Below are 19,685 nucleotides of genomic sequence, written 5' to 3'. Positions count from 1 at the left end.
GATCTACGGCGGCACCAACGAGATCATGAAAGTGCTCATCAGCCGCTCCCTGTAATCCCCGCAATCCCTGCCCACTTCTTCGAGGAAAACACACCATGGCAACACTTGCCGGGCAGCTCGCACTCAACGCCCGACGGCATCCCGACCGCATCGCGCTCGTCTTCGGCGACCGAGAACGCACCTACCGGGAACTCGACGCCGACATCGACCGGTACGCCCACGCACTGCTGTCGTTGCAGATCGCTAAGGGCGATCGCGTCGCCGTGCTCTCACCGAACTCCGATCGGTTCCTCCTGGCGCTGTATGCCGCCTACCGGGTGGGCGCGATCGCGGTGCCCCTCAATCCCCGCGTCACAACCCGCGAACTGCACTACCTGCTCACCGACTCCGGCGCCTCGGTGCTGCTGTTCGGCGGCGACACCGCCGGGGCGGTACGCGGGCTGGCCCAGATGGACGATCCGTCGAGCACCCGGATCCTCTCGCTCGACGGAACATCGGGCTTCGACGACATCAATCGGCTGGCGGCGACCATGCCGGCCGACCCGCCCACGGTCGAGGTGGCCGAGGACGACGACTGCATGATCATCTACACCTCCGGCACCACCGGTGTGCCGAAGGGTGCGCTGTTCGACCACCACCGGATGCTGTGGGTGGGCCACTCCATGAGCGCCCTGGGGATGAATTCGTTCGACCGCAACCTCCACGTCGCACCGATGTACCACTGCGCCGAACTCGTCCTGTTCGTCCTCGCCGGGTTCTCGATGGGTACCACCCACGTCGTCCTGCCGGCCTTCGACCCCGCCGCCGTCGCCGACGCGCTGGAGAAGCATCGCATCACCGTGTTCCTCGGGGTGCCGACGATGTACCAGATGATGCTCACCCTGCCCGATCTCACCACCCGCGACCTGTCGGCGTGGCGCCTCGGATTCTTCGGTGCCGCACCGATGCCGCCCAGCGCCGCCGCGAAGCTGGTCACGACACTGCCGCACGTCGGCTTCTTCCAACTGTGCGGACAAACCGAAGGCGGCCCTACCGGCATCTACTCCACCCCCGAGGAGGTCAAAGCCCGTCCGGATGCGACCGGCCGCTGGGCAATCACCAACGCCGAAGTGCGACTGGTCGACTCGGACGGCAACGACGTCGGCATCGGCGAGACCGGGGAGATGATCGTGCGCGGCGAGACGCTCATGAAGGGCTACTGGAACAACCCCGAAGCCACCGCCGCAACCCTCCGGGACGGCTGGCTGCACAGCGGCGACCTGGCGGTGCGCGACGCAGACGGCTACATCACCATCGTCGACCGGCTCAAAGACATGATCATCACCGGTGGCCGCAACGTGTACTCCGTCGAAGTGGAAAACGCGCTCGCCGCCCATCCCGACGTACGCGACGTCGCGATCGTCAGTCGCCCCGACGAGACGTTCGGCGAGACGATCGTTGCCGTGGTCACCCCTGCGGAAGGACGCACGGTGACGCTCGACGACCTCCGCACGTTCGCCGCCGAGTACGTCTCCGACTACAAGCTCCCCCGCGACCTCGTCCTCCGGGAAATTCCGCGGAATCCGTCGGGCAAGATCCTCAAACACATCCTGCGTGAGCAAGTGCGCGCATCGTGAAGCCCGACATCGCTGCTCGCGCATCGGCCCTCGTGTACGGGGAAGATCTCGAGGTCGGCCGGACGTATCGGCTGGGGGCACACACGATCACCGAAGACGAGCTGATCGACTTCGCCTCCAACTGGGATCCCCAACGCTTCCATGTCGACAAGGACGCCGCCGAAGCCGGTGCCTACGGCGGGCTGATCGCCAGTGGCCTGCACACCCTGTCCGTGTACCAGAAACTCGTCGTCGACACCGTCTTCTCCGACTGGCACGTCATCGCCGGCCGCTCCCTGCGCGAAGTCCGGTTCCTGCGCCCGGTGCGACCCGGGGACACCCTCACCGGCACCGTGCACATCCGCAACGTCGTCCTCGACGAGGTCCGGAACCGCGCTCTCACCACCCTCGAGGCCGAACTGACCGGCCACCACGGTCGGCCGGTGCTGACGGCGACCGTCGACGCCTACATCCACACCCGGTCGCACACCCGCTGACCCACCACTCTTTCGCGAGGAGAAATTCGATGCTCGAGGCGTACATCGTCGACGCCGTGCGAACCCCGGTCGGAAAGCGGGGCGGCGGTTTCGCCGCCACCCACCCGGTCGACCTCGCCGCCCACGTCATCTCCACCCTCGTTCGGCGCCACGACCTCGACCCCGCCGGAATCGACGACGTCATCTTCGGCTGTCTCGACAACATCGGTGCACAGGCCGGCGACATCGCCCGCACCGCCGCCCTCGCGGCGGGCCTGCCCGAGACCGTGCCCGGGGTGACACTCGATCGACAATGCGGCTCGTCCCAACAGGCAGTGCACTTCGCCGCCCAAGCCGTGATGAGCGGCACCGCCGATCTGATCGTCGCCGGCGGGGTGCAAAAAATGAGCCAGTTCCCACTCCTGTCCGCCGTCGACGCCGGCAAGGCCTACGGGTCCCCGACCTGTACTCCGGCGCGACAACCTGGCACGCCCGATACGGCGACGCGGAGATCTCCCAGTTCCGCGGCGCCGAGCTGATCGCCGAACAGTGGCACATCGCCCGCGACGCCATGGAGGAATTCGCCCTCCAAAGCCACCGGCGGGCGCTGCATGCCATCGCTGCAGGCCGATTCGATGCCGAAATCACCCCGTTCGCCGGGGTGACGATCGACGAGGGACCACGCCCCGACACCACCGTAGAGAAGATGGCGACGCTGCGCCCCCTCACTCCCGGGGGCAGGCTCACCGCCGCTGTGGCGAGCCAGATCTCCGACGCAGCATCGGCAATGCTCATCGCCTCCTCCGATGCCGTCCGCCGATACGGCCTCACCCCACGCGCACGCATCCACCACATGACCGTCCTCGGCGCAGATCCGGTCCTGATGCTCACCGCTCCGATTCCCGCCACACAGCGGGCCCTGAAAAGGACCGGGATGCGCATCGACGACCTCGACGTCATCGAAGTCAACGAGGCCTTCGCTCCGGTGGTCCTGGCCTGGATGCGTGATCTCGACGCCGATCCGGCGCGGGTGAACCCCAACGGCGGTGCAATCGCCCTCGGACATCCGATCGGCGCCACCGGCACCCGGCTGATGACCACCCTCCTGCACGAACTCGAACGCACCGGCGGCCGCTACGGACTGCAGACCATGTGCGAAGGCGGCGGCCAGGCCAACGTCACGATCATCGAACGAATCTCCTGACCCCAACGACACCGCATCGACCCAGAGAACATGACCGACATGAACATTGCAGGAACCACCGCGCTCGTCACCGGCGGTGCCTCCGGACTCGGACTGGCCACCACCACGGCCCTGGCCCAGGCCGGCGCGCGCGTCGTCGCCCTCGACCTTCCCACCGCGCACACCGACGCGCTCACCGCCCTCGGCGACGCCGTCCACTTCGCACCCGCCGACGTCACCGACGAGACCGCCGTCACCGCGGCCGTTGACCTTGCCAACGCCGAGAACAACCTGCGCATCACCGTCAACTGCGCCGGCATCGGCAACGCCGTCAAAACGGTCGGCAAGGACGGACCCTTCCCACTCACGGCCTTCAAAAAGATCATCGACGTCAACCTGATCGGTACCTTCAACGTCATCCGCCTCGCCGCTCACGCCATGGCGACGAACGAGCCGATCCACGGCGAACGCGGCGTCATCGTCAACACCGCCTCCGTCGCCGCGTTCGAAGGTCAAATCGGACAAGCCGCCTACTCCGCGTCCAAAGGCGGCGTCGTCGGCGCCACCCTGCCCATCGCCCGGGACCTGGCCTCCCTGCAGATCCGGGTGAACACCATCGCCCCCGGACTGTTTCTGACACCCTTGCTCGGCACCCTGCCCGAGCACGTGCGCACCACCCTCGGAGCACAAGTCCCACACCCGCGCCGCCTCGGCAATCCCGCCGAATACGCGCAACTCGTCGAAGCCATCATCACCAATCCGATGCTCAACGGCGAAACCATCCGGCTCGACGGTGCCATCCGCATGGCCCCACGCTGACACTCACCGCCAGCCGTACCACCGTCGACCCGAGCCCCCGCACCGGATCAACGGCGGTATCGACCGTACGCATGCACTGCACCAGGGCGAGCTCTGCGGTGGAGTTGGCGTAGGCATTCCGGGGGGCAACCACCACACCCGTTCGCGCACGCGTCGGCGTCTCAAGACGACGCCGACGCGTACTGCACCCTCGACGAAGCACCGCAGCGCGGATACCGAAGAATCCAACACGCCGGTAACGGAGATTACGTCAAGTTGGACGCCTCCCGTCGTTCGGGCCAGCAACTTTGCGGACCGGCAACAATAAACGGGAGTGCGACCGGGCGTCACTGCCCGGCACGTTCAGCGCGCCGGGCAGGTAGCTCGTGCGTCATAGCGTTGTTATCGGTACAGCTGCCACCAGTCGTATAGACCCTCCAACTGTAGGTTGCCTGCGATGCTGAAAACCTGTGTGCGGTCGTGAGTCCACATGAGTTGTGGTCCGCCGTGGAACGGGTCCTTGACGCATGCCATCACGCCTTCGGGTTGTGTGGGGGTGTCGGGGTAACTCCAGGGTCCCGCGGTGGTGTTCTCCGGGCAGGGCTGTTCGTCACGCGCATCGAGCGTGAGATTGAAGTTCTCGGCCATGCTCACGGTGTCCTGGAACAGGTAGAAGTGCACATCGGGAAGAGTTTCGACAGCCGGCTTGCAGTCGAGGGCAGCGAGTTGACCTACCGCGCGCAACTCCTCTGGCGCGCAGTTGGTTTCGTCGTATCCCGAAGGCAGCAGCGTGAAGAGTTTTTGCGTCGCGGGCGAGTTCAGCGCCGCCCTGGCAGTGTCCTCCACGTCGGTAGGGGTAATGGATGTCTGCCCAGCTGCGGGGTTCTCGGCTGACGGTGGCACGGATGTGGAGAGATCGCCGGTTGCCGGATCGAATGGCCAGGTGTGTGTCAGTCGGGTGCCGACTCCGGCGGCGAGGACGAGGAGGACGGCCATGGCGGTCAGGCCGAGACGAAGCCGGTTTCCTGCAGAGCGCATGCCTGCGCGCTCCGCGCCCTCGGTTTCTCGCTGCTGACGACTGTGTGCCTCACTGTCTGGCAGGTCGTCACGATCGTCGGTGTGTACCTCCTGCGAACTGGTGGTATCGAAGGGCGTAGGCCGGGTTCCGACCGAGGAACCGGAAAGGGTTGAAAAGTCGCGGGTGTGGGGGTCGGGTTCCTTCGAGGTCTTGTTCGGCAGTGCGTCCACGACCGTCTGCGTCATGGCCGCCTTGGGCAGGGTGACTTCACCCTCGCCGGTGTGGCCGAGGGCTTGGTGTGCAGCCTCGGCCAGGGCTCCACAGGTGGCGTATCGGCTGTTGCGGTCCTTGGCGAGCGCGTGGGCGATCACCGCGTCGAAGTCCTGCGGGAGAACGGAGCGGACCTGGCTGGGTCGGGGCACGGGCATGGTCAGGTGCCCGTACATCAGCTCGGTCAAGGTGGTGCCGGGGTAGGGCAACGTGCCGGTGAGCAGCTGGTAGAGGGTGCAGCCGAGGGAATACACGTCGGCGCGGGCGTCGAGGATGTCGCCGGTGAACTGCTCGGGGGCGGCGTACTGCAGGCTCGCCACCAGCATCCCGGTCTTGGTCAGGTGCTGGGTTTCGGCCAGGACTTTGGCGATGCCGAAATCGGCGAGCAGCACTCGGCCGGGACGGGTGGGGCGGTCGTGTTCGAGCAGGATGTTGGCCGGTTTGACGTCGCGGTGCAGCACCCCGCTGTCGTGGGCGTAGTCCAGAGCAGCGGCGCTGTCGGCGATGATACGCACCGCACGTGGGGTCTCGAAGACACCGTCGGTCTTGAGGGCGCGTTCGGCGTCGCGTCCGACGACGTACTGCATCGCGATCCACAGCTGATCGCCTTCGCGGCCGCGGTCGTAGACGCTGACGATATTGGGGTGTTCGAGTCGGGCGGCGTGGTCGGCCTCGGACTCGAACCGGGTGCGGACGTACTCGTCTTCGGTCAGCGACCGATGCAGCAGTTTCAATGCGACCCGGCGGGGCAGGCGCGGGTGCGCCGCCAGGTACACCGCTCCCATGCCGCCGACGCCGAGGACCTGCTCGATGGTGTATCCGGCAAACACCGCCCCCGGTGCCAGCCTGCCGTGATCGCCCACCCCTGATCACCCCACCCCGAGTGCGTCGGTCTCGGTCTGATTATCCGATCCCGACGGTGCCGCTGTCCGCGACATGGACCGATGTTTTCTCCGGCCCCACCCGGGCGCGGCGGCACCGCCGCGACCCCCGTTCGAGGGGCCACCGCGCCTTCCGCACCGCCGGGTAAGCCTGCGCCAAGAAACCGGTAAGGGCCCCGGCCGATCCTTGTCCCATCACCCCTTCCACCCCTTTCCACCAGCGACAAAGGACCACCACCATGCGTATCCCCCACCTTCCTCAGGCCGCCCGCACCGCCGTCGTCGCGGCCGCCATCGGCTTCGGCGCCCTGGGTGTCGCCGGTCTCGCCCACGCCGCAGGACCGGACATCGACGCCACCACCGCCCCGGTGATCACCGCCCCGTCACAGCCGTCCGCCCGGACCGTCCCGCAGCCGCAGCCGCGGTGGGACATGTACACGGTTTCGGACACCGCGATCTCCGGAGGCAGTGCGGTGGAGACCGTGCCCGCCGACGACCTGATCATCTCCGCCGACGGCACCGGCTACTCCTCCTACTCCGACTACGTGAGCGGCTCGAACCCCTACCGGCAACTCCCCTACGGCGACGGGTACAGCGACGACTACTGACCCCCGGCCGCCCTCAGCCGTCGTCACAGCACCGTCCCCCACACACCGCCGCTCACGGCGACGCTCACCCGGCGTTTGTCGGTGACAGCCCCCGGCCTCGGCCGAGGGCTGTCACCGGCCGCACCCGGTCCCACCACGAGCGAGCACCCGGGGCAGCGTCCGCCACGGCCCGCACGCTCGTGCTCTCCCGCACACGGACACACCCACATCCCCTCGAGCGGCACCGACTCCTCGCCTGCCCGGAGGAGCCGGGATTCGGTGTGTTCGGTGAGAGCCGGGCCAACCCGGTGCGCACCGGGGGCTGCGCGTCGCAGACTGGATGCATATCCGCCGACATGATCGGTGACCGTGACGTTTCGGGAGGGCACGGCCATGGTGTCCACACCACAGCTGACCATCGACCTGCTCGGACCGCTGCGGATCTGTGTTGACGGCACCCCCCTGCCGGCCGGAGGCTCGAAACAACGCGCCGTGCTCGCCCTGCTCACCCTCCACCGCAACCGGGCCGTGTCGGTCGACACGCTGATCGAGGCGGTCTGGGAAGACGAGCCGCCCGCCGAGGTGCGGGCCAACCTGCAGGTGATCATCTCGAAACTGCGCCGCGTGTTGCGCGAGGCCGGCGTCGACGCCCCGGCGGTGCTCGACCGCGCCGGCTCCGGCTACCGACTCACCCTCGACGACTGCGCCTGCGACCTCGGTCGCTTCCACACCGAGAAGACCGCCGGCTTCCAGGCCGCGCCCCGCCAGCGCTTCGACGAGGCCAGCTGCCACTTCACCCGCGCCCTGGCGCAATGGTCCGGCCGGCCCTGGACGACCTGCGCGACCTGCGCTTCGCCGCCACCTTCGCCACCGCCGTCGACGAGGAGAAGCTGACCGTGCTCACCGCCCGGGCCGAAGCCGACAACGCCCGCGGCCGCGCCCAGGCGATCATCCCCGAGTTGCTGTCGTTGACCGCCGACCATCCCCTCCGGGAACCGTTGTGGGCGCAGTTGATCACCGCGTTGTACCTGTGCGGCCGCCAATCCGACGCCCTCGACGCCTGCCGGCGGCTGAAGACCACCCTCGCCGACGAACTCGGTCTCGACCCGAGCCCGCCGCTGCAGGAATTGGAGCAGCGCATCCTGCGCCAGGACCAACTCCCGCTCCGGCACACCGCAGTGGCGACCGCAGCGAGGGCGCGGACCGTCCTCGACGAACGCCCCCGCACCCCCACCGCCCGGCTGCGCACCGACGACGGCACGGTGCACCCGCTCGGACCGACCGGGATGCGGATCGGCCGCCTCCCGGACAACGACCTCGTACTGACCGACAGCAAGGCCAGCCGTCACCACGCCAGCATCACCGTCGCCGGCCCGGTGTTCGTGCTGCGGGATCTGCACTCGTCCAACGGCCTCTACCTGAACGGGCGCCGCCTCACCGACCCCACCGCCCTCACCCCCGGCGATGTCATCCGCATCGGCACCACCGAACTGACCTTCGAAACGACGAACACCCAAGGACAGCCCTGACACCACCGCAGCACACCCGAGATACCGACACCACCGGTGGTGATTCCGCCGAACAGCAGCATCGTCAGCCTGCGCGACACCGGCAGCAGCAGCGGAGGTCGCGGCAGTGACTGCTCTCCTATGGCCAGCGTCGCGCCGGAGGGGCAGCTGCCCCGTTGTGGGGCGGCGTCCGGCCGGTCGTTCCACTACGCAGCATCCGGCGGGTGTCCTCCGGTGGGTGCTGATGTCGATCGACGAAGGGCACAACAGGTGCGGCAGGCAGGAGCAGGTGCCCAGCCCTGACCTGGCCGGGCCTGTGCACCGTCGCGTCGAACGAGAAGCCGAGCCGCGGCGATCGCGCCGAAAGCGCCGGCCCGTCGGAGATCCTCTGGGCCGGCGCTCGGGCAGGGGTCTAGGAGGCGGCGGCCAGTGTGATCGTGCCCGTGTACGCCGTGGTGCTGTTCGAGCCCCAGTCCCCTCCCCCGACATGGGCGCCCATCGCGCTTCCTGCGCCCTGCTCGAAGCTCATCACCGGTGGGTCGACGGAGAAGTCGATGGTCCCGGTCATCCAGGTGTGGGTGGCGCCGACACCCGAGCTGGAGGTGTTCTCACCGGAGAAGGTCACGGTGGACCCGGCCAGCGTATAGCTGCCTTCGAGCGGATTGTAATTTACCGAGCTGTAGGTGAATTGGCCCGAATCGTAGAAGGTCCACACGCCCTGCCGGATCCGCTGCTCGGCCCTGGTCTTCCACTGCGGCTGCCCGGCGATCTGGTCGAAGGAGACGATGTTGGCGGCAACCATCGCCACCGCATCCTCGGTAGCGGCGGCGGTGGGGGCGGCGCCGGCGGCACCGGCGGCGCCCCAGGCAGACATGCCGACCACAGCAGCGGTGACGGCGGTGGTGCGAACGGTGGTGGTGAGGCGGTGACGAGACATCTTGGTCCTTCTCTCACGGGTGAAGCGGTGGCGGGGTGGGTGAGAAAAGAATCCGACGATCTCCTTGTCGGTCTCTTACCGTGCGCTTACCGACGGCCGTCAATGGACCTCCGCCACACATTGACCCCACAGCAGACATTGCCGAGCGCAAACCCGGCCCCCGACGGTCACTCCATGGGAGGAAGCGCCGGCGCCGAGGAACCACCGGCAGACCTGGTTCGGCGGTGCCGCCGCTGTCACTGCTGCGGCCGTCGTTGTGGGGATCGTCGCTCTCATCGGCAAGAACAAGAAGGAGGCGTCCACCGAGACACACTCGACGACCACGGAGAGGACGGATCAGAGCCGTCGGTGTTGGCGGGGTCTTTTCCCGAGGGGTGTCGATAGCGCATCCAATTGAGAGTGCTCAAGAAAGCCCGCCACTTCGATGGTTCCGTCGGGGTTGATGCGCACGTCGACGGTGTTTTTCGCCAGTGCGGGGTCGTAGTCGCGGTAGCGGTCGGTCAAGTGGAGGAAGCGTTGGTTGGTCGACCCGACGAGTGCCCGCCGCGTTTCGGGATTTGCGGCCTGGTAGGGGCCGTCCACCAGGCAGTCGATGTGGGCGAGCAGGCGGCGTTCCTGCTCGCCACGCCTGGCCAGGTCTTCGTGGACGTACCCGGTGAAGACGATGACGCCCAGGCCGGCACCCTGCGCGGCTTCCGCCAGGTCGGCGCATCCGGAAGGTTGGTCGAACGGTTCCCCGCCCAGGAGGGTGATGCCCTCGCAGTGTGCGGCGGCGGCGCCGGTGACGATCTCCGCGCAGGACGCGTCATACCCGCCCCGGGTGGTGAACAGGTGGGGATTGATGCAGTCGGGACACCGGATGCTGCATCCTTGCACCCACACGGCGGTACGCCGGCCGGGGCCTTCCGCGGTGGTGCCGTGCAGGATCCGGCCGACGCGCAGCATCAGAACTCGAGCCGTCGGCCGGGCGAGTGCGGGGTGGAGGGAGGCGTGGGCGCCGAGGGCGTGTCGATCCGGTTCTTGAGGGACAGATAGATGTGCGGCGGTATTCCCGCCTCGGTCATGAGCTGGTCCGGGGTCACGTACCGACCGAGTCGTGCGCGAGTGGTGACGACAGCGTGGGCGGTTGCCGCATCGAGGCCGAGCGTGCGTTGCAGCTCCTCCACGCCGGCACGGTTGACGTCGACGGCACCGTGTGCGGATGCGGCGTCGTGGCGGGGGTGGGAGAACGCTTGCGCCGAGGTCGTATGCCGGGGATCGGATGCAGTGGTCGTCGGCTGCGGGCCAGGCCACGGCGGGGCAGGAGGAGTGGGGGGTGCTGTGTATCCGCGCATCGCCGAGTCCACCGCGGGAGGCAAGGAGCCGGACCCGGGCGAGGACGGCGGACCGGTCGGCTGCGCGGGGCCCGACGTGCCTGCATACCAGGGCGTGTCGGCGTCGTGCGCCTTCCACCGCAGGTAGGCACGGTTGGTTATGAAGACATGGACGATGCCCCCGATCCATGCCAGGAAGAACACCGCCGCTGAGATGTTGTACGCCACCGAGTTGCTCGGGTTCTCCTTGGTGCCGCTGTCGATGGTCGACATGGCGATGAACATGCCCACGGTGTAGACGAACCATCCGGCAGCCGACAGCAGCCACATGCGGTTGCGGGCTTTGAGACCGATGATGAGGAATCCGCAGAAGGTGAACAGCCCGAAGGACAGAAGGGTCCACAGGGTCCAGGCGCTGTGGCGAAGACGCCAGGAGCGCGAGCACAGGCGCTCTTCGGGAGTGGTCATGGCTGGTCTTCCTCTCGCACGAACGCCGTATCGGTGACGTCCGTCGTGGCTGTGGTGTAGTACTCGTCGGTCAATCGGGAATCGACGGTGCGTGCGTGTGGGCACAGCCGTTCGATGAGCCCGACGTCGTCGAGGCAGGCAGGACCGGGTTGGCCGGTCGACTGGGCGGTGATGGTGCCGTCGCTGGCGACGGTGACGACGATCCGCCGCGTCATCGCTGCTCCTCGAACACGAGCTGGATGGTGCCGTCGTCTGCCTGCTCGGTCACCAACTGCAGCCCCAACTGCTGCGCGTGTTGACGGACCAGCGCCACGCTCCGGGCCTGGACCACCCGACCGACCGCCTGCTCGAGGGCGGTGAGCATCCGGTCGGTGGCCCGTTCGTCGCGATCGACCCGGCCCAGGAAGATCTCACCGATCCGCTGAAAGGTCACTTGCCCGAACGAGGTGGTGGCGGTGACTCTGCCCTCCACCTGCACGATGTGATGTCCTCCCATCACATGTAGGGCCTCGGCCAGCAGGGTCTGATCGGTGATGCGGGTGGACTTGCACTTCTCGCACAGGTCGGTGCTGCGGCTTTCCCGCCACGCGGCAGCCACGGCGATGCCGAGCGGAATCAACAGTACTTCCACGCTCATCGGAACTCCTCACCTATAACGTTTGCGTCAAAATTCGAAGGTGCGTCCGCCGCGCCAGGTTTCGACATCGGCGGAGTCTTGCGGTGCGGTACTGGCGTATGCGGCTCGATCGTCGGGCGCGGTGGCGGCCACTGCCCGGGTCGCCGCCCATTCACGGATTTCGGCGATCTTCTCGGCCTGGGTCGTCGACAGCGGCACGGTGTTGGCGATGGCACGTTGGAGATCGTCGAGGGCCACGTTGCGTCGGTCGGCGAAAGCATCGAAGCTCGCGGAGATGACCGCCTGCTCGATCTCCGCCCCGGAGAAGCCTTCGCTGGCCGCCGCCAGCAGCGCCGCCACGTGGTCGGTGGGCTGGACCACCGGGCCTGCGCCGTGCTGTTTGATCCGCTTTCCGATGTGCAGTCTCCAGATCGGAATCCGCTCCGTTTCGGTGGGCAGGTCCACGAAGAAGATCTCGTCGAACCGGCCTTTGCGCAGGAACTCCGCCGGCAGGCTCTCGATGCGGTTGGCCGTAGCGACGACGAACACCGGTTTGCTTTTCTCCTGCATCCAGGTCAAGAAGGTGCCGAAGACGCGTTGACCCGTCCCGGAATCACCGCCCGACGCCGAGGACCCGAAGCCCTTTTCGATCTCGTCGATCCACAGGATCGACGGAGACACCGCTTCGGCAAGGCGTAGCGCGCCGCGCATGTTCTGCTCACTCGACCCGACCAGTCCGGAGAACACCCGTCCGATGTCGAGCCGAAGAAGGGGAAGGCCCCACAGGGTGGACATGCACTTCGCTGTCAGGCTCTTACCGCATCCGGGCACACCGGTGATCAAGATGCCTTTCGGGGCGGGAATCGACCACTCCGCCGCGTCGGCGAGCCAGGATCCGTTGCGTTTGCGAAGCCACTGTTTGAGGACCTCGAGCCCACCGATGTCGTCCAGGCTTCCGGACGGCGGGATGAACTCGAGCAGCCCGGACTTACGGATCGTCTGCCGTTTCTCGTCCAGCACAAGAGCGATGTCGTCTGCGTCGAGGACGCGGTCCGAGGAGATGGCGCGCGCGAATGCGTTCTCGGCTTCCCATCGGGTCAACCCGAGCGCGGCCTGCAGCAAGCGGTGCCGTTCCTCGTCGGTGAGTCGGATGGAGATGTTCGCGGCGTTGGCGGTGACGATCGAGTCGAGGACGTCGGCCACCTCGTCGATATCCGGCAGCGGAAGATCGACCATCGTGATGATCTTTTCCAGATCCAACGGAAGCGTGAGGCCCGGCGCCACGAGCACCAGGGTGTGCGGGACGGCGCCCGACTTGAACGCATTGGCCGTGTCGATCAAAGCGCGAATAAGCTCCGGGTCCGGCCCCCGCGACTGCGATCCCAGGAAATGGTGCAGGTCACAGAAGACGAAGATCGTCGGTTGATCCGTTTTCCTCGCCGCGGTCAGTGCGGCTGCCGGCTGCATCGGCTTGCCTTCGCCCCCGCAGACGTGCAGGCCGTTCGACAGGGTGTACACGAGCACATTGCGAGGACGCGGCAGCGCGGTCAGATCCATCGCCAACGACCGCACCGTGGACAAGACCCGCTCTTCTTCGTGGGTTTCGACCAGAAGCACCGGGTGCCGGGCACGGACCAGCTGGACAAGCGTATCCCGGAACTCGGCTGTACCGCCCATACGGATGTGCCCCTCTCACACTGCCGCAGTTCATAGCAGCTGGAATCTGAGCAATACCCCGCACCACTGCCGACTATGTCTGCAAATACTTGAATCGCCGGGGCTCGACAGACTGTTTCAGCGTCACCGCGCGGCTGGTGAATCCTCTCGGAGGACCGTCCGAATTCTCCCCATTGGCAGGTATTACCGGGCTGTCTCCGACATCTCCTCGGCCGGGCCACAGGAGCACGCTGAAAGAGCGGGGAGAAGCGACATGCCCACTGCCCGACGAATCCCGTAGGGGTGAGGTCGGGCGGTCATGGCCGCACCCGCGAATCCCGGGTCACATCCTGCCGAACCGAATTTTCTGGGCCCTGAGCCCGGGCAAGCCACGACGTGCTGGCTGGATGTCTTCTGGTCACTGACGCGCCGATTTCGACGGCTTCACATCGATCCGTCCGCTGCTGTGGACTCGTCTGTAGTTCGACCCGCACCTCGTTTGGTGCCTTGTGAAACATCGCGCACCACTACGATCGATATGGGGAGTGATAGGGGTGTTCAACAGCCGGGGCCTGAACCGGGCGAGCGTAAACGACACACCCTGCGAAACCGCGTCTGCGCTTTGGTGAGGGCCAGCGCGTGTCGTGACGGTGCACCAACGACAGGGGGACTGCGATGTCCAAATACAGCGTCCAGCAGCAATCGGTGGACAGTCTGCTGAGCTTGGTGAGGAACGGGCAGGTCGCCATCCCCGAACTTCAACGTCCCTTCGTCTGGAACAGCACCAAGGTGCGCGATCTGCTGGACTCGTTGTACAAGGGCTACCCGGTGGGTTACCTGATCACCTGGCAATCGGTCGGCGCGGCCCTCAAGGACGGCCAGGTCGCAGCCCACCAGCAGATCCTCATCGGCGGTCAGCAGCGCATCACGGCGCTGCGGGCGGCGATCGCCGGGCTGCCGGTGGTGAACGACAAGTACAAGAAGAACCGGATCGTTATTGCGTTCGATCCCGTCACCGAGCAGTTCCAGACCGCCACCCCGGTGATCCGTAAGAACCCGCAGTGGATCCATGATGTGTCCGAACTGTTCAACGCCACCTCGGGTTTCACCTTCATGCGCGACTACTTCACGCGCAATCCCGGGTTGGATCCCGCGCTCGTGGAGGCGAACATCTCTCGACTGGAGGGCATCAAGAACGCCCCCATCGGGATCATCGCCCTCGCCGACGACCTGGACGTGGAAACCGTCTCCGAGATCTTCATCCGCATCAATTCCAAGGGTGTGCCGCTGGAGAGTGCGGACTTCGTGATGAGCAAGATCGCGACATACGGCGACCGTGGCCGCAACATCCGCAAGCTGATCGACTACTTCTGCCACCTGGCCGTCGCGCCGCACGTGTACGCCGACATCGTCGAGAACGACGAGGAGTTCGCCTCGACCGAGTTCATGCGCGCGATCGCGTGGCTGCGCAACGACGCCGAGGATCTCTACGACCCCAAGTACGGCGACCTGATCCGGATCGCGAATCTGGTGGGCTTCAGTCGGGGCCGAGCCGCGGCCCTGGTCAGCGAGTTGTCCGGCCGCGACCCGGACACTCGGAAGGTCGACGAGTCACGGATCCCGGTGGCCTACGATCGACTCGAGCGTGCTCTTCGTCAGATCGTGAGCAAGTACGAGTTCGAGAACTTCACCATGACGATCAAGTCCGCCGGCTTCATCGAGCACTCGATGATCGGCTCGATGAACGCCCTGAACTTCACGTACGCCTTGTACCTGCGTCTGCGCCAGGACAAGGAGCTGGCAGAGGGGGAACGCAAGTGCATCGTCCGCCGCTGGTTCGTGATGTCGATGCTGACGAGCCGGCACTCGGGCAGCTTCGAAAGCCGCTGGGAGCAGGACATTCGGCGAATCAACGCCATCGGGGCCGCCGCGTATCTCAAGCAGATCGAAGAAGCCGAACTCTCGGATGCGTTCTGGGAGGTTCAGCTCCCAGCCAACTTGCAGACCTCGAGCATCCGCAGCCCCTACTTCCAGACCTTCCTTGCGGCCCAGGTCTCGGCCGGTGCCCGTGGGTTTCTCTCCAAGAGCATCACTGTGCGGGCGATGCAAGAGCAGTCCGGCGACATCCACCACATCGTGCCGAAGGACTACCTGGCGAAGAACGGGTTCCCGGACCGGGGTGACTACAACCAGGTCGCCAACTACGTACTGACCGAAACACCTATCAACATCGCGATCAGCAACCGTTCACCCGAGCAGTACATGGCCAAAGTGCATGCCCAGATCGACTCCGGCGTCCTCACCCTGGGTGAGATCGCCTCGGCCGAGGATCTCCAGCGGAATCTGGCGGAAAATGCGGTACCGCCGGAGCTGCCCAGCGTGACGGCGGCCGACTATCCGACTTTCCTCGACCGCCGCCGCAGTCTGATGTCCGCATATATCAAGATGTACTACCAGAACTTGTGACCAGCTCCGGGGCAGTGCTCGTTCGGTCCTTTCGAGGTCGATCGCGACCAGAGTGACGCTACGGCCTGTCTTGGACGTACGGACGGATGCACGAGCGCGACGAGAGTACGGCCGGGACGAAAGGGGCGGAGGCGCTCGGAATGGCAAGGACGACAATGTCCTATCTCAACCCGCGCCGTCACTGGGCTTATGGGAGCCCTGATGAGATGGGCCTCGAAGGGCCACCCAGGAGAGGTAGATGAATGCCGGCTTCTACACCGTTGACCGTAAGGGAAGCCTGCAACAGGGGCAGACAATGGAGCTGATCCGCTTCGACGACGTCGACCCGCCGGAGTTGCAAGAACATCTGGACATGCTGTTTCCAAAGGGTGTCACGGCCCATGGTGACAACAACTTTGTCAAAAACGATACTCATTTCCAGATTTCCAGCTACACGATCGAACTTGTCTGGGAGAACGTGCGTCGTGCACACTTTCCGACCACGCCATCCCGCTTCCAATCGGTCTTTGCGGTCGAGACCCTTCGCGCTGCCCAAGCCTTCCGGAATGCTTTCGGTCAAGCGGATCATAAGATTTGGATTGTGGAGGCACAGAGCAGTTTCCGCGCGAATATGGATCTTCTGCGAAATGCGAGCACCGCTCTCGTGACCTCCTATCTGGCACATCTCTACTGGGCGCAGCAGAGCCCGAGCGGTCATTCAGAGTTTTGGGAGACCCTACTCACCCCGCCTGTGCGTGTTCTCGGGCTTGCCGACGAGTAGGCCGCGGCAGAGAAGTCTTCACCCGGCTCCCCGTCCGGGCCAGCCTGCCCGCCGACTATCTTTGCGGCGGGTGCTGGCATCGGCAGCAGCGGTCGGGTGCGTGGCCACACCCGGCGAGCCTCCGGCATGCAGCCTGATCACTACCAGCAGCGCCGCGCTGCGACCCCACTTTCCGGAATCTCGCGATCCGGCCCTGGATCAGCCAGGATCTGGCGCACTCCTTCCGGCGGCACACCACCCGCTCCGGTACCGACCTTCATTCAATACCTGAGCTCGTAGCGATCGTCCGACGCGAAGCCAGGTTCCAAAATGACCGTCCCGGTCGGTCCCTCCTGGGGCAGCACGATGCTCGCATGGTAGATCGAGTTCGTCTCGAACCGGTCCATGTCGTCACCGTCCTCCTCGGTCGACAGACAGTAAGAGGCGTTCTGGTCCATGCCGGCTTCCTCGATCACCTCTCCGTCGTCACCTCGTACCGTCCACAGGAACGGGTCGAAGAGGGAGGAGTAGTCATCGGGCACGACGTCGCGGGTACGGACGGTCAGGTCGACTCGCAGAAACGGGGCGTCCGGGGGTCCGTCGTACGCAGCGCCGGTGCAGTCTGCGCCGGCCATCCTGGTCAAATTGTCGATCGTGAAATCCAGCACGGCACCGTCGGTGGTGGTGAGGGTCAGGGGCTGGCCGACGGCAACGGTGTAGTCCCGCGGGGCCGTGGTCGTCGCCGGGGTGTCTGAGCCGAACGTGGCCGAGGCGTCAGGCGGGGGGAACACGGTCCGGTCCGGGGAGGAGTTCCCGCAGGCGGACGCGAGTGCGGCGGCGAGTCCGAATACAACAAAGGTAGACATGGTTTTCATGGGTTCGATCCAGCTAGGCGCACGTTGTTCTGAGGAATCGGACTTCCGATCCACACCGTCGATCATGCGGCTACCCTGGTGGAGGCGTCGTCGGGTCGCGACGATCAGGTGAAGTCCGACGTCGATGTGGTCATCATCTTGTCCCGTCCCTGTATGGGGTGTATCGGCACGAGCCGGACCGGTGTTTCCGTCACCACCACACCGGTAATGCATACAGCCGCCTCGTCTAACTCGTTCATACCGGTCTTCTGGTGATCACCACCGCGCTGCGGTCCAACAGGGTGGGATCACCCACCGCGACGGCATACACCGAAGACACTCCCCCAAGGCGGCGACCTCCGTCGTGCCAGCAGGCGACAGCACGGCTGGAATTGGAGGACGACATCCTGTGGGGTGCTCCTCTTCCCGCAAGTCGGCGCGACAGCGAGCGATAGGAAACCCGTGAGGTACTCACCCCTATGTTCGTAGTGGAGTGTCCATCGCCGATATGCCTCTCTTATGTAAACCACTTCACGGCATAGTGCATCGGATGCATCACCGAACCACCCCGTGGTTCTGCTGCAACACTTCAGATGTGATGAGCAGACCCCGCTGGGCGCCGGCAGCCGATCTGCCAACCTAGGGTGTATGAGCTCTTCCAGCCTGGGGCGCCTGCAGATCGTCCCGCCTCGTGAGATCTGGCCGCACGAGGCACTCGACTTCACCCCCTGGCTGCTGCAGAACGTCGACGTGCTGAGTGATCTGCTGGGGATGGATCTGGTACTCGAGGTCGCGGAGCATCCGGTCGGTGATTTCAGCCTGGATCTGAAGGGGTACGACGAGGCCACCGGCGAGATCGTGATCGTCGAAAACCAGCTGGCGCCGTCGGATCACACCCACCTGGGCCAGATCATCACCTACGCGGCGGGGACCGACCCCACCACGATCGTGTGGGTGACCACCGGGTTCCGATCCGAACATCGTGCGGCCATTGATTGGCTCAATCAGCGCACCGATGAGCACACGCGCGTATTCGGTGTCGTGATCCAGGTCGTGAGGATCGGTCAATCCCAGCCGGCACCGAACTTCGAGTTGGTGGCGCAACCGAACGACTGGGAAAAGCGGGTCAAGAAGGCATCGGCTTCGGGGACGTCGATGACGAGCCGTCGTTACCGACAGTTCTGGGAGGCCGCACTGGAGCAGATCCGGCTCCGCCACCCCGATTGGACTCGGGCGCGGACCACCGACGCATCGTGGTGCAATACCTCAGTCGGTCTCGGTGGCATGGTGCTGTCGATGGCGTGGGTGAACGGCTCGTTGGTGGCGCAGTTCTACTTCGACTCCCGTGATGCCGACCTGAACCAGGCGCGCTTCGATACGCTTCACGACCGTCGTGGTGATTTCGAGGCTGTGCTCGGTCGAGCGGCGGTGCGGGACCGTATGGAGGGGCGGAAGGGCGCTCGCATCGTGGTGACCTCGCCGTTCGGCGACATCGACGACGTGGACCGGTGGCCTGACATGATCGACTGGCTTATCGAGCAGCAACTTCGACTCCGGGGAGCGCTCGCCGAGGTCGGTGGCGTCACCGCCCTGCTCGACATCGTGCTGCGCTGAGCGGGGCGTGGTGATCGTCTCGGTGGTAATGCGCGGTGGGGGAGTTGCGGTGTAGTGGCAATGAAGACTGTGGTGGGTGCGGCCGTGTTCGCGACGGCGATGTCGAGTGGCGCAAGCAGCGCACAGCGCTGTATGCCGCCCGCCGGTATTGTCGGGACGTGGCTGATCGTCGAAAGATCCTCTACGTCGACCTCGACAACACGCTGGTTCACTTCAGGTCCGGCATCGATCGCCTCGGCGCTGCCGATTTCCAGGAGTACCAGGACCGCTACGACGAGGCTCCGGGGATCTTCGCGCTGATGGACCCCATCGACGGTGCGATCGAAGCATTCACCCAGCTGGCAGCACACTTCGATGCGTACATACTCTCGACCGCACCGTGGAAAAACCCGTCAGCGTGGTCGGACAAACTGCTTTGGGTGCAGAAGCACTTCGGCACCGACCCGCACTCCGTCGCCTACAAGCGATTGATCCTGTCGCACCACAAGAATCTCAATCACGGAGACTTCCTGGTCGACGACCGTGACCACAATGGCGCGAAGGACTTCACGGGTGAACTGGTCAAATTTGGCAGTACCGAATTCCCCAACTGGGATGCGGTGACTACCCACCTGCTGGGCGGAGCAGGATAGCCTTGGCCTACCGCACCACCGGTGTCAACGGCAACTGAATACTGGTTCTGGCCCAATTTCCGTGACGGCACTTG

General features: G+C 65.6%; 16 protein-coding genes and 2 pseudogenes. 10 read left to right on the top strand and 8 right to left on the bottom strand.

Going from position 1 to position 19,685, the window contains the following annotated elements; all coding sequences use genetic code 11:
• Window positions 1–95 precede the first annotated feature (95 nt).
• From CQZ88_RS02280 to CQZ88_RS02265, 4 genes and pseudogenes are all read left to right on the top strand, one after another.
• Window positions 96–1,616 carry a class I adenylate-forming enzyme family protein gene (locus CQZ88_RS02280; RefSeq protein WP_006937363.1) on the top strand — a complete coding sequence of 507 codons (1,521 nt, stop codon included), beginning with the start codon at window positions 96–98 and terminating at the stop codon, window positions 1,614–1,616.
• On the top strand, window positions 1,613–2,092 hold the full coding sequence (locus tag CQZ88_RS02275) for a MaoC/PaaZ C-terminal domain-containing protein (RefSeq protein WP_006937361.1): 480 nt from the start codon (window positions 1,613–1,615) through the stop codon (window positions 2,090–2,092). Before CQZ88_RS02280 ends, CQZ88_RS02275 begins: the two co-directional genes overlap by 4 nt.
• Before the next feature lie 29 nt (window positions 2,093–2,121).
• Window positions 2,122–3,275, top strand: a pseudogene (locus CQZ88_RS02270) (acetyl-CoA C-acetyltransferase).
• 39 nt (window positions 3,276–3,314) lie between these two features.
• Window positions 3,315–4,073: a 3-hydroxyacyl-CoA dehydrogenase gene (locus CQZ88_RS02265; RefSeq protein WP_102799203.1), complete on the top strand. Its 759-nt coding sequence runs from the start codon at window positions 3,315–3,317 to the stop codon at window positions 4,071–4,073.
• Window positions 4,074–4,454: 381 nt separating this feature from the next.
• On the opposite strand, the gene CQZ88_RS02260 is transcribed toward CQZ88_RS02265, so the two are convergent.
• On the bottom strand, window positions 4,455–6,203 hold the full coding sequence (locus CQZ88_RS02260; protein ID WP_102799193.1) for a serine/threonine-protein kinase: 1,749 nt from the start codon (window positions 6,201–6,203) through the stop codon (window positions 4,455–4,457).
• A 257-nt stretch (window positions 6,204–6,460) separates the two neighbouring features.
• On the opposite strand from CQZ88_RS02260, the gene CQZ88_RS02255 reads away from it, so the two are divergent.
• Together CQZ88_RS02255 and CQZ88_RS02250 are read left to right on the top strand one after the other, a co-directional pair.
• A complete protein-coding gene (locus CQZ88_RS02255) occupies window positions 6,461–6,829 on the top strand; it encodes a hypothetical protein (RefSeq protein ID WP_102799192.1) in 369 nt (122 codons plus the stop codon).
• 372 nt (window positions 6,830–7,201) lie between these two features.
• Window positions 7,202–8,337, top strand: a pseudogene (locus CQZ88_RS02250) (BTAD domain-containing putative transcriptional regulator).
• 391 nt (window positions 8,338–8,728) lie between these two features.
• Here CQZ88_RS02250 and CQZ88_RS02245 read toward each other — a convergent pair.
• The 6 genes from CQZ88_RS02245 to CQZ88_RS02220 all read right to left on the bottom strand — a co-directional run bounded on the left by CQZ88_RS02245 (window position 8,729) and on the right by CQZ88_RS02220 (window position 13,327).
• Window positions 8,729–9,253 (bottom strand): hypothetical protein, encoded by a 525-nt coding sequence (locus tag CQZ88_RS02245; protein WP_102799191.1) that lies wholly within the window; start codon window positions 9,251–9,253, stop codon window positions 8,729–8,731.
• Between the two features lie 336 nt (window positions 9,254–9,589).
• Window positions 9,590–10,198: a 4Fe-4S single cluster domain-containing protein gene (locus CQZ88_RS02240; RefSeq protein ID WP_102799190.1), complete on the bottom strand. Its 609-nt coding sequence runs from the start codon at window positions 10,196–10,198 to the stop codon at window positions 9,590–9,592.
• The gene (locus tag CQZ88_RS02235) at window positions 10,198–11,034 is read right to left on the bottom strand and encodes a helix-hairpin-helix domain-containing protein (protein ID WP_102799189.1); all 837 of its coding nucleotides are present in this window, start codon (window positions 11,032–11,034) and stop codon (window positions 10,198–10,200) included. The genes CQZ88_RS02240 and CQZ88_RS02235 overlap by 1 nt, the downstream gene beginning before the upstream one ends.
• Complete coding sequence (locus tag CQZ88_RS02230; protein WP_102799188.1) at window positions 11,031–11,249, bottom strand: DUF2997 domain-containing protein; 219 nt, start codon at window positions 11,247–11,249, stop codon at window positions 11,031–11,033. The genes CQZ88_RS02235 and CQZ88_RS02230 overlap by 4 nt, the downstream gene beginning before the upstream one ends.
• Window positions 11,246–11,671 (bottom strand): hypothetical protein, encoded by a 426-nt coding sequence (locus tag CQZ88_RS02225; protein ID WP_102799187.1) that lies wholly within the window; start codon window positions 11,669–11,671, stop codon window positions 11,246–11,248. The genes CQZ88_RS02230 and CQZ88_RS02225 overlap by 4 nt, the downstream gene beginning before the upstream one ends.
• A 27-nt stretch (window positions 11,672–11,698) precedes the next feature.
• Complete coding sequence (locus CQZ88_RS02220; protein WP_102799186.1) at window positions 11,699–13,327, bottom strand: AAA family ATPase; 1,629 nt, start codon at window positions 13,325–13,327, stop codon at window positions 11,699–11,701.
• 654 nt (window positions 13,328–13,981) lie between these two features.
• Here CQZ88_RS02220 and CQZ88_RS02215 point away from each other — a divergent pair.
• Together CQZ88_RS02215 and CQZ88_RS02210 are read left to right on the top strand one after the other, a co-directional pair.
• Window positions 13,982–15,772 carry a DUF262 domain-containing protein gene (locus CQZ88_RS02215; protein WP_102799185.1) on the top strand — a complete coding sequence of 597 codons (1,791 nt, stop codon included), beginning with the start codon at window positions 13,982–13,984 and terminating at the stop codon, window positions 15,770–15,772.
• Window positions 15,773–16,010: 238 nt separating this feature from the next.
• The gene (locus CQZ88_RS02210; RefSeq protein ID WP_102799184.1) at window positions 16,011–16,532 is read left to right on the top strand and encodes a DUF2441 domain-containing protein; all 522 of its coding nucleotides are present in this window, start codon (window positions 16,011–16,013) and stop codon (window positions 16,530–16,532) included.
• A 260-nt stretch (window positions 16,533–16,792) separates the two neighbouring features.
• Here the strand turns inward: CQZ88_RS02210 and CQZ88_RS02205 are convergent, their stop codons facing one another.
• A complete protein-coding gene (locus CQZ88_RS02205; protein ID WP_146034237.1) occupies window positions 16,793–17,452 on the bottom strand; it encodes a hypothetical protein in 660 nt (219 codons plus the stop codon).
• A 561-nt stretch (window positions 17,453–18,013) separates the two neighbouring features.
• Between CQZ88_RS02205 and CQZ88_RS02200 the strand changes: the two genes are divergently transcribed.
• The gene (locus tag CQZ88_RS02200; protein ID WP_102799182.1) at window positions 18,014–18,979 is read left to right on the top strand and encodes a DUF4268 domain-containing protein; all 966 of its coding nucleotides are present in this window, start codon (window positions 18,014–18,016) and stop codon (window positions 18,977–18,979) included.
• 158 nt (window positions 18,980–19,137) lie between these two features.
• Window positions 19,138–19,611: a hypothetical protein gene (locus CQZ88_RS02195; protein WP_102799181.1), complete on the top strand. Its 474-nt coding sequence runs from the start codon at window positions 19,138–19,140 to the stop codon at window positions 19,609–19,611.
• The last annotated feature ends 74 nt before the right edge of the window (window positions 19,612–19,685 follow it).

The organism is Rhodococcus sp. ENV425 (assembly GCF_002887785.1).
Lineage (GTDB): Bacteria > Actinomycetota > Actinomycetes > Mycobacteriales > Mycobacteriaceae > Rhodococcus > Rhodococcus aetherivorans.
The sequence above is the reverse complement of the archived record's forward strand: the minus strand, read 5'-3'. Positions and strand labels throughout refer to the sequence as shown.

Excerpts from the sequence above, each read along its gene's own strand:
- CQZ88_RS02210 (WP_102799184.1), top strand. The coding sequence starts at position 16,011 with ATGAATGCCGGCTTCTACACCGTTGACCGTAAGGGAAGCCTGCAACAG.
- CQZ88_RS02240 (WP_102799190.1), bottom strand. The coding sequence starts at position 10,198 with ATGCTGCGCGTCGGCCGGATCCTGCACGGCACCACCGCGGAAGGCCCC.
- CQZ88_RS02265 (WP_102799203.1), top strand. The coding sequence starts at position 3,315 with ATGAACATTGCAGGAACCACCGCGCTCGTCACCGGCGGTGCCTCCGGA.
- CQZ88_RS02280 (WP_006937363.1), top strand. The coding sequence starts at position 96 with ATGGCAACACTTGCCGGGCAGCTCGCACTCAACGCCCGACGGCATCCC.
- CQZ88_RS02220 (WP_102799186.1), bottom strand. The coding sequence starts at position 13,327 with ATGGGCGGTACAGCCGAGTTCCGGGATACGCTTGTCCAGCTGGTCCGT.
- CQZ88_RS02230 (WP_102799188.1), bottom strand. The coding sequence starts at position 11,249 with ATGACGCGGCGGATCGTCGTCACCGTCGCCAGCGACGGCACCATCACC.
- CQZ88_RS02205 (WP_146034237.1), bottom strand. The coding sequence starts at position 17,452 with ATGATCGACGGTGTGGATCGGAAGTCCGATTCCTCAGAACAACGTGCG.
- CQZ88_RS02215 (WP_102799185.1), top strand. The coding sequence starts at position 13,982 with ATGTCCAAATACAGCGTCCAGCAGCAATCGGTGGACAGTCTGCTGAGC.
- CQZ88_RS02245 (WP_102799191.1), bottom strand. The coding sequence starts at position 9,253 with ATGTCTCGTCACCGCCTCACCACCACCGTTCGCACCACCGCCGTCACC.
- CQZ88_RS02235 (WP_102799189.1), bottom strand. The coding sequence starts at position 11,034 with ATGACCACTCCCGAAGAGCGCCTGTGCTCGCGCTCCTGGCGTCTTCGC.
- CQZ88_RS02255 (WP_102799192.1), top strand. The coding sequence starts at position 6,461 with ATGCGTATCCCCCACCTTCCTCAGGCCGCCCGCACCGCCGTCGTCGCG.
- CQZ88_RS02200 (WP_102799182.1), top strand. The coding sequence starts at position 18,014 with ATGAGCTCTTCCAGCCTGGGGCGCCTGCAGATCGTCCCGCCTCGTGAG.
- CQZ88_RS02225 (WP_102799187.1), bottom strand. The coding sequence starts at position 11,671 with ATGAGCGTGGAAGTACTGTTGATTCCGCTCGGCATCGCCGTGGCTGCC.